This window comes from Chryseobacterium sp. CFS2 (assembly GCF_036543225.1).
Classification (GTDB): domain Bacteria; phylum Bacteroidota; class Bacteroidia; order Flavobacteriales; family Weeksellaceae; genus Chryseobacterium; species Chryseobacterium culicis_A.
The window spans coordinates 15,226-28,319 of the sequence record NZ_JAZHQU010000002.1; the positions used below are offsets into that span (position 1 = coordinate 15,226).

Below are 13,094 nucleotides of genomic sequence, written 5' to 3' on the forward strand. Positions count from 1 at the left end.
TTCAAGACTATATTAATAATTATTCAGATGAAAAAAATTGGAATTACTTCTCAAAAAAACTAACTTCGTATGGAAAAATGATGAGATATGACCGCTGAAAAAGAAAGATTACAAGATACCAAATGGAAAAACTGGGGACCTTATGTAAGCAACCGGCAGTGGGGAAATGTACGCGAAGATTATAGCCCAAACGGAAACGCCTGGAATTTTACCAACCATAATAATGCTGAAAGCTACACTTACCGCTGGGGAGAGGAAGGCATCGCCGGAATTTCTGATGTAAAGCAGCTGTTCTGTTTTGCTTTTTCGTTTTGGAATAAGAAAGATAAAATGGTAAAAGAACGATTCTTCGGATTGAGTAACCCTCAGGGGAATCATGGAGAAGACATCAAAGAAATCTTTTATTATCTGGATAATACACCTACTCATAGCTATATGAAGATGGTATATAAATACCCGATTAATGAATTTCCTTATGATGAGCTTGTTGCAGAAAACGGAAAACGCAGCAAGAAAGAACCGGAGTATGAAATTTTCGATACCGGAATTTTCGATAATGATGAATATTTTGATATTTTCATCGAATATTGTAAAGCAGATCACAATGATATTCTGGCCAGAGTAACAGTCTGCAACCGAAGTCAGCATGCTGCCCCTATTCTTGTGGCTCCTACTGTATGGTTTAGAAACAACTGGAAATGGGGATACAATACTTATAAAGGAGAGCTCAATACTTCTCACGACGGAAGTATCAATATTGGACACGACAGTATTTCAATCAAAAAACTGTATTCCCGAAATTCAAATGCACAAAGTGTATTTTGTGACAATGAAACCAATACTCCAAAGCTTTACGGAGCTCCCCCATTTGAAAACACCTATTTTAAGGATGGAATTAATGATTTTATTATTCATCAGGGAAACACTGTAAATCCTGGAAAAAGAGGAAGCAAAGCTGCTTTTCTTGTTGATGAGATTATTGATGGCGGGGAATCAAAAGTTTTTGAGTTCAGGCTATGTCCGGATGAAGAAGATAAGCCTTTTGAAAACTTTGACCCTATTTTTGAAACCCGTAAAGCTGAAGCCGAAGAGTTTTATAACGGAATTCAGAATGATACCGTTAACGAAGATGAAAGAAATGTTCAGCGACAGGCTTTTGCAGGGCTTCTCTGGAATAAGCAGTTCTATCATTACAATATCGGAAAATGGCTGAAAGGAGATCCTAATTTGGAAGCTCCAAGAAACTTCAATGAATATGTAAGAAATACAGAATGGAATCATCTTCATAATAAAGATATTATTTCCATGCCTGATAAATGGGAGTATCCGTGGTATGCTACATGGGATCTGGCATTTCACTGTGTGCCTTTCTCCATTATAGATGCAGAATTTGCCAAAGGACAGCTTTTGCTCCTTACCAAAGAATGGTATATGCATCCTAACGGACAGCTTCCTGCTTATGAATGGAATATGAGTGACGTGAACCCGCCTGTACATGCGTGGTCGTGCTTCCGTGTTTTTAAAATTGATGAAAAAAATAATGGAAAACCGGATTTACTATTCTTAGAAAAAGTATTCCAGAAACTGCTTCTTAATTTCACCTGGTGGGTAAACCGAAAGGATAAGAACGGAAAAAACATCTTTGGTGGAGGATTTCTTGGTCTTGATAATATCGGAGCCTTTGACCGGAATATGGAATTAAAGGATGGCCAGCATCTTGAACAGGCTGATGGCACAAGCTGGATGGCGATGTATGCATTGAATATGATGCGTATTGCCATGGAACTGGCCCAGTATTATCAGGTATATGAAGATATGGCTATTAAATTTTTTGAGCATTATCTTTATATCGCCGAGGCCATGGAAAATCTGGGTGAAAGCACGAAAGGCCTGTGGAATGAAGAAGACGGATTTTTCTATGATGTTCTGCAGCTGGGAAATGGAGAAAGCGTTTCTTTAAGATTAAGAAGTATTGTAGGTTTGATTCCTATGTTTGCGGTTGAAATTGTAGATCATCATTTATTGGAAAAGATGCCGAATTTCAAAACCAGAATGGAATGGATTCTAAAAAATAAACCGGAACTCACCAAACTGGTCTCTCACTGGGATGAGGAAGGACATGGAAGAAAACACCTGATGAGTATTCTGCGAAAAAACAGACTGACAAAGGTATTGACCAGAATGCTGGATGAAAATGAGTTTCTAAGTTCTTACGGAATTCGGGCAATGTCTAAAGTATATGAAGAAAATCCTTTTGTATTCTCTGTACACGGATCAGAAAATATGGTGTATTATACTCCTGCAGAAAGTGACAGCCGGATGTTTGGTGGAAACAGCAACTGGCGAGGTCCCATCTGGTTTCCTATCAACTTCCTGATTGTAGAAAGTCTGCAACGCTTCCATTTTTATTATGGAAATAGTTTAAAAGTAGAATTTCCAACCGGAAGTGGTGATAAAAGAAATCTTGATGAAGTGGCACAAAACATCAGCAAAAGGCTCTGCTCCATATTTTTAAAGGATGAACATGGGCAAAGGGCTTTCAATGGAGGTAATCCAAAGTTCAATTATGATGAGCATTTCAGAGATTATATCACCTTCTTTGAATATTTCCATGGAGACAACGGCCGCGGTGTAGGAGCTTCTCACCAAACAGGATGGACTGCTACTGTGGCGAAATTGATAAAACCAAGACTTACCTTCTAGATGAGTAATCAGTAACAGATAATGAGTAATAAAAAAGCCGGATGATTCATCCGGCTTTTTCTATTTTTAAATAAGAGATTATATTTTTTCTCCGTTCACATAGACTTCGTAACCGATTTCGACATTAGGTTCTAACGTTTTGGATACAGAACAGTATTTTTCAAAAGAAAGTTCTGCAGCCTTTAATGCTTTTTTAGGATCAATTTCTCCTTCTAAAAGGAATTTAACGGTAATTGACTTAAAAGGTTTTGCATCTTCTACCTGTATTCTTTCTCCTTCTACCTCTGCCTGAAAACTTTTGATATCCTGACGCTGTTTCTTTAAAATAGAAACCACATCAATTCCGCTGCAGCCTGCTACTGCCATCAGTACACTTTCCATTGGAGAAACTCCTTTTGCTCCTGGCTGGGAAGTATTATCCAAAAGAATGGAATTCCCTTGTGCATTGGTACATTCAAATAAAAAATCGTCGTTTATTCTGTTAAGTGTAATTTTCATTGCTTATTGCTTATTGCTTCTACAAAGTTATAAAATTCCTCTCGCTTTTATCTCCAGATATTTATTGATAACATCAATATTCAAATTTTCCGGAAGGGTATAAACGGTATAGATTCCGTATTTGCGGAGTTCCTGAATGATCAGTTTCTTTTCAAATTCGAACTTTTCAGCAATGATCTCATCATAAATTTCCTGCATATTTTCAGGATTTTTGTTGATCAGCGTCTGCAGTTCTGAGTTTTTGAAAAATACAACTACCAGCAAATGGTTTTTAGCAATTCCCCGGAGATATTTCAATTGTCGGTTCAATCCGTCCAACGTTTCAAAATTGGTAAAAAGCAGAATTAAGCTTCTTTGATTGATAGAATATTTTACATCCTGATACAAACGGTTGAAATCACTTTCAAAGAAATCTGTTTTAATATTATAAAGAGCTTCGGAGATTTTTTTCAGTTGTCCTGATTTATTATCAGCAGCAATTTTATTTTCAGCTTTTTTAGAAAAAGTCATCATACCGGCTCTGTCACCTTTTCTTAAAATAATATGAGATAAGGCCATCGTGGCATTGATTGAATAATCCAGTAAGCTTAATCCGTTGAAAGGCATTTTCATGGTTCGTCCTTTATCAATCAACATAAAAATACGCTGCGATTTTTCATCCTGAAACTGGTTGACCATTAGACGATTTGTTTTGGAGGTTGCTTTCCAGTTGATTGTTCTGATATCATCTCCGGGTACATATTCTTTAATCTGCTCAAATTCCATAGTGTGTCCCAGCTTTCTGACTTTTTTGATTCCACCCAATAAAAACTCACTTTGAATCGCCATGAGTTCATATTTTCTGAGATGAATAAAAGACGGATAAGCAGGCAGCATCGCATCTTTCTGGAAAATGAATCTTTTTGAGATCAGTCCTAATGGGGAAGATGCATAGATATTTAAGCCTCCAAAATTATATTCTCCTCTTTCCTTGGGCTCCAGTGAGTATTGAAAGAATGTATTTGCTCCGGAAGCAATTTGTTTTTCAATCAAAAAATCTCTTTTCTGAAACTGGAACGGAATTTCATCAATAATCTTGGTGCTTATGCTAAAGCTGTAATTATTTTTAATATCAATTTTCACAAAATTCTCATCTCCGTTGGACAGCTTTTCCGGCAGAATCCTTTGAGCCTGCAATGCATTCTTTTGATTAAAAAGCAACAGAAAATCTACCATTGCTGCCAGAAAACAGATCAACAGTACGATATGGGCTGCCCACATCAGCACCGGAAAGAAAAATGCCAGAACATACAGAATCCCCACTCCGATGAGTGTAAAAAAGAAACGTGTATTGATGTATAAGTTTTTCATTGGTTAGGTTGCAGGTTGCAGATGAAAGGTTTTAGGGGGTCGTTTTTTAACTTTTTCACATTCATTATTATTGCAGGGAATTAATTAACCCATTCAACATTTTAGATATTTCTATAATCCTTTCATTTAATTTTAAATACTCATCTTCGCTTAAAAAATTGAGATTTTTTGAAATAACTAATTGTGTTTCTACTTCTGCACAACTGCCTCTTGATATTTTTAAAAATTGCAGATAATCTGGTTTACTTCGTCTAGAGTTTCCTTCGGCAATATTAGATGGTATAGAAATGGCGGCTCGTCTGATCTGTGATACTAATCCATAGATTTCGGCTTTAGGAAAAATTTCAGTAGTTCTATAAACTTCCGTCACAAAATCAATAGACTTCTGCCAGACTAAAAGTTCTTTAAAGTTTGCCATATATAATAATTTTGTAACTATTTAAACATTCACCACCTGCTACCTGCCACCTATTAACTACTCCCTACCTAGGAATCTCTATTCCTTCCAAAATCTGGCGGATAATTTCATCGGCAGTAAGCCCCTCCATTTCTCTTTCCGGAGATACAATGACTCTGTGTCTTAAAACAGCGTAGCTTGCTTCTTTAATATCTTCAGGCGTTACAAAGTCTCTTCCTTTTATAGCAGCAAAGGCTTTCGATGCCGTAAGAAGTGCCAGTGAAGCTCTCGGAGAAGCACCCAGATATAAGAATTGGTTTTCTCTTGTGTTGATGATAATCTTAGCAATATATTCCATCAGCTGATTTTCCACAATGATTTCTTTTACCAGATTCTGGTAGTTTTTCAACTGTTCAGCGGTGATAACACGGTTGATTCCTTCTGTTTTATCTTCTTTTTTACTTTCGTGCTGATTTTTAATGATGGCAATTTCCTGCTCAAGATTAGGATATCCTACATTGATTTTGAATAAAAAACGGTCTAACTGAGCTTCCGGAAGTCTGTATGTTCCTTCATGCTCAATAGGGTTTTGAGTCGCTATAACCAGGAAAGGTTCTTCCAGAATATAGCGGGTACCATCCATGGTGATCTGCCTTTCTTCCATTACTTCAAATAATGCTGACTGTGTTTTTGCAGGCGATCTGTTGATCTCATCAATCAAGATGAAGTTGGAAAAAATAGGCCCTTTCTTAAATTCAAACTCAGAGTTTTTCACATTAAATACGGATGTTCCCAGAATATCGGAAGGCATCAGATCCGGTGTAAACTGAATTCTGCTGAAACCTACATCAATTGTTTTGGCCAGTAATTTTGCGGTGATCGTTTTGGCGACTCCCGGAACACCTTCAATAAGGACGTGCCCGTTTGAAAGCAATGCCGCTAAAAGATGCTCAATCATCTTCTCCTGTCCTACAATTACTTTCCCGATCTCAGATTTTACTTTCTCCAGGCTTGCACGAAGTTCAATCATATCAATTCTCGACTGAAACTGCTCTTCCTGTTTATTAAGATTGATAGAGCTTTGGTTTTCTATATTGGGGTTATCAAAGTTTTCCATAATAAAATTTATTTACCGATCTAACGATTATCAATGCAATAATTACATCCCTTCCTGGGAATACTCATGATTGTCATTATCATTCGCTGCATCGTTATATTATTATCTAATTATTATATTATTTAAATATTTCATCAAGGAGTTTATTAATCCTTGTAAGGTCTTCTTTCATTACACTGGCGTAAGGATCCTGCGCTTTTTTGATAAGCAGTATAGCTTCATTGATCATCTCCATGGTTTTTCCGGTTTTCAGATGCAGTTTTTTGGCAAATTCTTCATCTATATTCTGGGTGTCTATCAACAAATCCATTCTCACTTTGTTCAGAAAATATTGAGCTTTCTTTGCCATCATATCATGAAAATCACCTTCCTGAAGATACAGATTTCCAATACTTTTCACAAAATCCAGGGAAGTATTTCTTAATGGCTCTGTGACAGGTACTATTCTCTGTTTTCTTTTTGCATTAAAGAAAATAAACAAGACAAGTCCTCCTAAAAACACCCACCAGGCATATTTTAAAGACGGATTTGACAATACAAATCTCATAAAGAAACGTGATGTTGAACTTTTGTTGGATACAAACCAAAGAGTTTCTCTATCCTGAAGATAGGAAAATACATCCTGTGCATATTTGGTATTCCCAGGTTTCAGAAGATAATAATTGGTCAGAAAAAGAGGTTCAGAGTGAGCATAAATAGTTCCTTTTCCAAACTTTACTTTAATAAAGTTGGCCTGATCTGTATTTTTTTTCTCCACCGTTTTTCCTAAAACTTCCACTTTAGGTTTTATAAATGAAAATCCTCTACCTGACGGAAATTTATCCAGTTTAATAAAATCATTCTGAAATTTTTTATCAGTCAGTTTCAATACATTTTCTTCTTCAAAAGAGATCTCGGAATCGTAATATCCGATGCTGTCTGAAATTTCTTTAGGCATACGGGTTACCATCAAAAAAGCATCTGAGCCTTCAGACACCTGAGTCAGTATCTTTTTCCATGACTCTCCATCGAGGTTGTTTTCAATAACAACAATATTGTGGGCTTGTTTTTTATGCTGGCTGTAGTATTCGTAAGGAACCTGCTCAATTTTCTTCAGGTTATTATTAAAAAGAGCTTTCGCTTCATTATTAAAAACAAACAGTCCGAACGGAGATTTTTCATTGATATCAAAATTCTTGCGCCAGTCTGTCGTTTCTTTTTTGTTAACTTCAAGCAATGCCAGAATAACCATCACAATGATGAAAATTGCAGCATATGTTTTGAAAGTTTTATTCATGGTTGTTATTGTTATGGTTTAAATGCCTGATACTGATTTTTAAATTTCTGGTAGCTCTGTTCTTCAATACTGAATTCTCCATACCAGACATAATCAAAAATATAAGACAGATTAGAGAAATCGTTTTTCAGATGGGGAGCCTTTATCTCTGTGGCATAATCCTTATTGGTTTTTTCCGGATTCCAGTTAATCAGTTTTTTGTCACTCAGTTTTTTAAGAATAAACAGAAACTGATAACGGACTGCTGAACGGTAATCTCCTACATGTTCAAATTTTGCAATACTTTCAGGGAAATTGATTTCATGGATATTCTCATGGAGTTCCTGAACGTTAAGATCCAGCTTTTTATTCTTTTTACCAAAAATAAAATTTCCATCTCTTCCCATGATGTATTTAATAATGAAGTAAAGCAGAAAACCTACAAGAATAATGGCAAACAGACGAATAAGAACCGTTGTAAACTCTGCAGACTTCGTTAATGTGGTTTCACCAAAAATTCCCTGTATAATCTGATTAAGCTTTCGCATCAACTTTTGAAAGAAAGATTCCCTAGGTTTTGATACTGAATAATCAAACTCATTTCCTTTATATCTTGATGGAATATTTTCTTTGAATGTTTTCGGATACACCTCATTTTCTGATACCGGATATTTCATCAGTACAGAATCTGCACGCAGCATATTTCTATAATGCCCGGTTGTATATAATGAATCTACCAGATCATCAGCAGTAGGATTGTCGTCCTGAGCGCGAACCAACCCAAGAGAGAAAAAAAGCAGTAATAAAAAAAGAATTTTATTCATTGATTCCAATCGTGTCTATTTCTGCAAGTTCTACTTTCTGATGAAGGTCTGTTCTACTGTCGTAATACATTAATCCTGCATTCACATACATCAGGTTTGAAAGAAAAAATGAAAGCAGCATTGAAATTCCGTAGAAAACAAAAAACAAAATGCCGACCGTTCCGGTAAAAGGATTTTGTTCAAAGTTTCCATCCGGTGTTGTCGTAAGGAGCGATCCGTAAAAGAATATCATCGGAATAAATGTGAAGATTGAGGTTACAATGTAAATAATAATAAACATTACAAATGCAGCACCCCAATATTTCCAGTATGGTGATTTTTCACTGCCATTCGGGTAAGAAAACTGTGATCTTAAAGCATAGCTCAGGCTTTCCCAGAAACCTCTATCCGAATTAAAATAATCATACATCAGAAATGTAGTGAAATTAAATATGGTAGGATAAAGAAGCATTATCAGGAACAATCCGATAATAATAAAAATAAGGATGTAAGAAAACCCTACGACGAACAATATGATCGGAGTAACAATAAAGATCATTCCCAGACACAGCTTCGCAATTCTTCCGGCATTATTCTTAAAGTCACCCAGAATTTCATCAGCTTTTATCTTTTCTGCACCTTGTGCAATTCTTTTTAAGTAAAAGACCGGATACAGATAATTGACGATCATCAGAACCATGAAAAGCAGGAAGGTAAGCAGCCCTACGGTAATCAGCATACCGGAGTTTTCTGAAAAATATTGTTCAAAATAATAGCTCTCACCGCCTAGATTAGATCCGAATATCTGTGAAAAGAGTTCTTTATACCCAAATACTACAACAGTTATCATTAAAATCAACAGTAAGCCATTGATCAGGATATAGTTTTTAAAGTAATTCTTTCCGTATAATTTGAAAAAATTGAAACTGTCACTGATAAAAGTTCCAAAATCTCTTTTTTTATAAAATTGTATCATTGATGTGCTTATTAGTTTTTTTATAGACAACAGACGGATATACAAAATAGTAGAATCCTATAATTGCCAGTGAACCAAAAATAATGATTATGTTCAGAAACAAAGGCATCTTCAGTGCATGTCTTGTGACATAACCTTCTATGATCCCCGCACAAATAGTGAAAGGAACTGTACTTAAAAATATTTTAAATGAATCTTTAAATCCTTTTTTAAAAGAGTTGAATCTTGAAAATGTTCTCGGAAATAAAATAGAAGCTCCCAGAATCAATCCGCACATCGCTTCTACTACCATCGCAAAAATTTCAAAAACTCCATGAAGCCATATTCCTCTTGCACTGTCTTTCAATGCTCCATAATCATAGAAAAAGTATTGGAAAGCTCCCAGCATCACACTGTTGGAAAGCAATGCAAATAATGTCCCTACTCCTCCTGCAATTCCATAAATATAAAGTTTTGCCCCTACCTGAATATTATTGAAAATAATCCCGATTGTACTGCCCCAGGTACTTCCGCTCTGATAAACCCCTACAGCATTATTATTTTTAATATTTTCAATGGTTTCGTTTACATATCCTTCCCCCAAAATAATATTCACAAAGTCTTTGTCGTAAATGGCAGAAAGTACTCCTATTGAAGTAAATAATATGAAAAAAAGAAACGCATACATCAGATATCTCCGGTACTGATACATCAGCAATGGGACCTCAGTTTTGAAAAAATAAATGAACCTGTTCTCCTCTACCCTTTTTGTTTTATAGATCTTCTGGAAAATCTGGGCAGATAAATGATTCAGATAAACTGTAGTATTGCTTTTAGGATAATAAGTCTGGGCAAAAGAAAGATCATTGATCAGGTTTATATACAATGAAGACAGGTCATCAGGATTTTTTTTAATTTTCCCTTGAATAACCTGTTCTATTCCCAACCATTTTTCTTTATTTTGTTTAATGAAATAAACTTCTCTCATAATTGTTAAGGCTAAAATAATAAAAAATATGTCTCAAATTGCGATAAATACCTCACAAAATGTAAATATTAATTTTAATATTGCAGGCGTAGGAGAAAGGATGCTTGCCTTCATTATTGATCTTCTGATCAGGATTGCTTATGTGGTGATTATCCTGTATTTGTTCTTCAATATTTTCGATTTGGGATATTTGTTAGATGGCCTTGATGACTGGTCCATACGAGCGGTATATCTCATTCTTACTTTCCCTATTTATATTTATCCTCTTGTACTGGAAAGCCTTATGGAAGGGCAAACTCCCGGTAAAAAACTCATGAAAATCAAAGTGGTAAAGATTGACGGTTACCAGGCCAGTTTCGCGGATTATATGATCCGTTGGGTTTTCAGAATTGTAGATGTTTCATTTGCCGGAGTAGTAGGACTTATTTCTATGATTGTTTCTAAAAACAACCAGCGTTTGGGTGACATTGCTTCCGGAACAGCTGTTATTTCTCTAAAAAACAATATCAATATCTCCCATACCATCCTGGAGAATATCCATGAAAATTATATCCCTTCTTTCCCACAGGTAATTGCTTTGAGTGATAATGATATGAGGATCATCAAAGATAACTATACAAAAGCCTTAAAAGTTGATGACCGCCAGATCATCAGTAAACTGTCTGATAAAATCAAAAGCATTCTGAAACTGGAAGTAGACGCCACTAAAATGACGGAAAGACAGTTTATTAATGTTATTATTAAGGATTATAACTATTATACGGGGAAAGATAATTAGTCCGGTCAATCGTGAATTTTGCTTCGCAAGTGAATTGTCAATCGAGAATTGATAGTATTATAAATTGACCATTGATTGTTGATTGTTGATTGTTGATTGTTGATTGTTGATTGTGCAAAGGTCGGTGCAATTTTTGTATCTTTAATCCTAAAGTTCAGAATTATGAAATTTGAAAACAATAAATCCGGAAACGGCGGAGTTCTTACTTTAAATAACGAAATAAAAGAAGTTGGTAGGCTTACCTATACCATTTTTCCTGAAGACCATAAATTCATTATTTCTTTTGTACTTGTACATCCGGAATTTGAAGGAAGAGGAATGGGAAAATTTTTAGTAGAAGAAGCCATCAGATTTGCCAGAGAAAACAACTGGAAAGTATATCCTCACTGTTCTTACGCAAGATCCGTAATGATGAGAATGAGTGATGTGGACGATATATTTTTAAAGAATTAAAACTTCATTGAGCAAGATATCTTCAATATCATCCTGATAATCCACTTTTAGATGATGGTCAGAAGCTACCCACTCCATAATTTCCTGAAGATCTAAAACCTTGGAATTGGGAATCCCCATTTTGTCCAGAGCACATGCATTACATTCCTGTTCATATTGATTGTGGATAGGAATCACAAATAGTTTTTTATCCATAAACAGTGCTTCTGCCGGAGTTTCAAAACCTGCGTTACATAATATTCCCTCGCATCCTTCGAAATATTTCAGATACTGGCTTTCATCTATAGGAAATACTTCTACATTTTTTACTTTTACCTGTACCTTGCTGTATTTTGAAAATACTTTCCACTCCACAGGAATCTTTCTTAAAACCTTAATGATATTTTCATCTGCAAAACTGGGAAGGTAAACAAGATAATATCCCTGTTTATAAGGATTAAGATTTCTTATTTTTCTTCTGATCACAGGTTTTTTAATCTGTGGATGATAGTTTTCAAAATGAAACCCGATTTTCCTTTCACTGGGAACGTAGTATTTTAAAATCATTTCACCCAGAAAATCCTTTTCCTTTGGCTTGGGTGTTTCCGCAAAACTCATGGAAGCCTGATGGCTAAGCTCTATCATCGGGAGCTTTTTCAGCTTGGAAGCCCAGCCTGTCAAAGGCTCATAATCATTAATTATTAAATCATATCGGGAGAGTTCCAGTTCTCTGATTGTTTTGGCAGCTTCAAAGAATTTATTTTCCGTGAACGTTTTTCGGTAGGATAAACCGCCTGTTTTGTTATAAAGAAGTGAAATACCCCTGTATTGGTAATTAATGTCGAAATCAGCCTTTAATTGCGACTGGTGTCCACTGATCAGGGTATCAACAGATGCATATTTTTTGAGAAGAGGAATAATTTCCTGTGCTCGGGCAACGTGGCCATTTCCAGTACCCTGGAATGCATACAAAATCTTCATTTAGGAAAAGTTGGTTACAATTTTTAAAAGCGCAGAATTATCCATTTCAGGAATGTCTTCTACTTCATCATCTTTCAGTAAATGTTTATGCTCGTCATAATAAAAAATCTTCCATTCTTTATCATGATATTCTAAAGCAGAGAGATTTTCAATCCAGTCACCTGAATTCAGATAAGTGCAGGATCCTTTTTTATTAACCACCTCACGAATCTGTGGCTGGTGGATATGGCCACACACCACATAATCATAGTGATTGTCAATAGCCAGCTCAGAAGCGGTCAGTTCAAAATCACCGATATATTTTACTGCTTTTTTCACATTGTTTTTGATCTTTTTCGAAAACGAGTATTTCTCTTTACCCATTTTTTCTAAGAACCAATTTACAACATTATTGATAACAATTAAAAGGTCATACCCTTTTCCGCCAAGTTTGGCGATCCATTTTGAATGCTGGACGGATGCATCGAAAACATCTCCATGAAATATCCAGGTCTTTTTCTGATCAATATTCAGACAGATCTTATTACAGACTTTCAGCTTTCCCAATTCAAAATCTGTGAACTTACGGAACATTTCATCGTGATTGCCTGTAATGTAATAGACATCTGTGTTCTTGGTAGCCAATGAAAGAATCTTTCTGATTACTTTCAAATGAGGTTTAGGGAAGTAAGACTTTTTAAACTGCCAGATATCAATAATATCACCGTTTAAAACTAAAGTTTTAGGCTGGATGGAATTGAGATATCTCAACAATTCTTTAGCCTTACATCCATAAGTTCCCAAATGAACATCCGATATAACAACTAATTCAACGTTTCTTTTCATAGTTTTGTACAA

The 13,094-nt window shown here is 35.5% G+C and carries 13 protein-coding genes; 3 read left to right on the forward strand and 10 right to left on the reverse strand.

What is annotated here, in order from left to right:
- Nucleotides 1–87: 87 nt before the first annotated feature.
- Complete coding sequence (locus ODR02_RS03445; RefSeq protein ID WP_309511633.1) at nt 88–2,703, forward strand: MGH1-like glycoside hydrolase domain-containing protein; 2,616 nt, start codon at nt 88–90, stop codon at nt 2,701–2,703.
- Between the two features lie 78 nt (nt 2,704–2,781).
- Here the strand turns inward: ODR02_RS03445 and ODR02_RS03450 are convergent, their stop codons facing one another.
- The 8 genes from ODR02_RS03450 to ODR02_RS03485 form a co-directional block, all read right to left on the reverse strand.
- On the reverse strand, nt 2,782–3,201 hold the full coding sequence (locus ODR02_RS03450; RefSeq protein ID WP_209786129.1) for an OsmC family protein: 420 nt from the start codon (nt 3,199–3,201) through the stop codon (nt 2,782–2,784).
- 27 nt (nt 3,202–3,228) lie between these two features.
- Entirely contained in the window at nt 3,229–4,551 is a 1,323-nt protein-coding gene (locus ODR02_RS03455) for a DUF58 domain-containing protein (protein WP_209786130.1), read from the reverse strand.
- A 67-nt stretch (nt 4,552–4,618) separates the two neighbouring features.
- On the reverse strand, nt 4,619–4,969 hold the full coding sequence (locus tag ODR02_RS03460; protein ID WP_309511634.1) for a four helix bundle protein: 351 nt from the start codon (nt 4,967–4,969) through the stop codon (nt 4,619–4,621).
- 64 nt (nt 4,970–5,033) lie between these two features.
- Nucleotides 5,034–6,065, reverse strand: a complete 1,032-nt coding sequence (locus ODR02_RS03465) for an AAA family ATPase (RefSeq protein WP_309511635.1) — start codon at nt 6,063–6,065, stop codon at nt 5,034–5,036.
- A 118-nt stretch (nt 6,066–6,183) separates the two neighbouring features.
- Complete coding sequence (locus ODR02_RS03470; protein WP_309511636.1) at nt 6,184–7,341, reverse strand: hypothetical protein; 1,158 nt, start codon at nt 7,339–7,341, stop codon at nt 6,184–6,186.
- Nucleotides 7,342–7,352: 11 nt separating this feature from the next.
- Nucleotides 7,353–8,144 (reverse strand): DUF4129 domain-containing protein, encoded by a 792-nt coding sequence (locus ODR02_RS03475; RefSeq protein WP_309511637.1) that lies wholly within the window; start codon nt 8,142–8,144, stop codon nt 7,353–7,355.
- Nucleotides 8,137–9,099 carry a DUF4013 domain-containing protein gene (locus tag ODR02_RS03480; RefSeq protein ID WP_309511638.1) on the reverse strand — a complete coding sequence of 321 codons (963 nt, stop codon included), beginning with the start codon at nt 9,097–9,099 and terminating at the stop codon, nt 8,137–8,139. Before ODR02_RS03480 ends, ODR02_RS03475 begins: the two co-directional genes overlap by 8 nt.
- Nucleotides 9,083–10,066, reverse strand: coding sequence for a stage II sporulation protein M (locus tag ODR02_RS03485; protein WP_105683373.1), 984 nt, complete (start codon nt 10,064–10,066; stop codon nt 9,083–9,085). The genes ODR02_RS03480 and ODR02_RS03485 overlap by 17 nt, the downstream gene beginning before the upstream one ends.
- Before the next feature lie 28 nt (nt 10,067–10,094).
- Between ODR02_RS03485 and ODR02_RS03490 the strand changes: the two genes are divergently transcribed.
- Nucleotides 10,095–10,844 carry an RDD family protein gene (locus tag ODR02_RS03490; RefSeq protein WP_209786136.1) on the forward strand — a complete coding sequence of 250 codons (750 nt, stop codon included), beginning with the start codon at nt 10,095–10,097 and terminating at the stop codon, nt 10,842–10,844.
- Nucleotides 10,845–11,006: 162 nt separating this feature from the next.
- Nucleotides 11,007–11,297: a GNAT family N-acetyltransferase gene (locus tag ODR02_RS03495; RefSeq protein WP_105683371.1), complete on the forward strand. Its 291-nt coding sequence runs from the start codon at nt 11,007–11,009 to the stop codon at nt 11,295–11,297.
- On the opposite strand, the gene ODR02_RS03500 is transcribed toward ODR02_RS03495, so the two are convergent.
- Nucleotides 11,286–12,257 carry a glycosyltransferase family protein gene (locus ODR02_RS03500; RefSeq protein WP_309511639.1) on the reverse strand — a complete coding sequence of 324 codons (972 nt, stop codon included), beginning with the start codon at nt 12,255–12,257 and terminating at the stop codon, nt 11,286–11,288. The two genes, ODR02_RS03495 and ODR02_RS03500, sit on opposite strands and share 12 nt — an antisense overlap.
- Nucleotides 12,258–13,082 (reverse strand): UDP-2,3-diacylglucosamine diphosphatase, encoded by an 825-nt coding sequence (locus ODR02_RS03505; RefSeq protein WP_105683369.1) that lies wholly within the window; start codon nt 13,080–13,082, stop codon nt 12,258–12,260. It lies immediately after the preceding gene.
- Between the last annotated feature and the right edge of the window lie 12 nt (nt 13,083–13,094).

Excerpts from the sequence above, each read along its gene's own strand:
- ODR02_RS03445 (WP_309511633.1), top strand. The coding sequence starts at position 88 with ATGACCGCTGAAAAAGAAAGATTACAAGATACCAAATGGAAAAACTGG.
- ODR02_RS03450 (WP_209786129.1), bottom strand. The coding sequence starts at position 3,201 with ATGAAAATTACACTTAACAGAATAAACGACGATTTTTTATTTGAATGT.
- ODR02_RS03455 (WP_209786130.1), bottom strand. The coding sequence starts at position 4,551 with ATGAAAAACTTATACATCAATACACGTTTCTTTTTTACACTCATCGGA.
- ODR02_RS03460 (WP_309511634.1), bottom strand. The coding sequence starts at position 4,969 with ATGGCAAACTTTAAAGAACTTTTAGTCTGGCAGAAGTCTATTGATTTT.
- ODR02_RS03465 (WP_309511635.1), bottom strand. The coding sequence starts at position 6,065 with ATGGAAAACTTTGATAACCCCAATATAGAAAACCAAAGCTCTATCAAT.
- ODR02_RS03470 (WP_309511636.1), bottom strand. The coding sequence starts at position 7,341 with ATGAATAAAACTTTCAAAACATATGCTGCAATTTTCATCATTGTGATG.
- ODR02_RS03475 (WP_309511637.1), bottom strand. The coding sequence starts at position 8,144 with ATGAATAAAATTCTTTTTTTATTACTGCTTTTTTTCTCTCTTGGGTTG.
- ODR02_RS03480 (WP_309511638.1), bottom strand. The coding sequence starts at position 9,099 with ATGATACAATTTTATAAAAAAAGAGATTTTGGAACTTTTATCAGTGAC.
- ODR02_RS03485 (WP_105683373.1), bottom strand. The coding sequence starts at position 10,066 with ATGAGAGAAGTTTATTTCATTAAACAAAATAAAGAAAAATGGTTGGGA.
- ODR02_RS03490 (WP_209786136.1), top strand. The coding sequence starts at position 10,095 with ATGTCTCAAATTGCGATAAATACCTCACAAAATGTAAATATTAATTTT.
- ODR02_RS03495 (WP_105683371.1), top strand. The coding sequence starts at position 11,007 with ATGAAATTTGAAAACAATAAATCCGGAAACGGCGGAGTTCTTACTTTA.
- ODR02_RS03500 (WP_309511639.1), bottom strand. The coding sequence starts at position 12,257 with ATGAAGATTTTGTATGCATTCCAGGGTACTGGAAATGGCCACGTTGCC.
- ODR02_RS03505 (WP_105683369.1), bottom strand. The coding sequence starts at position 13,082 with ATGAAAAGAAACGTTGAATTAGTTGTTATATCGGATGTTCATTTGGGA.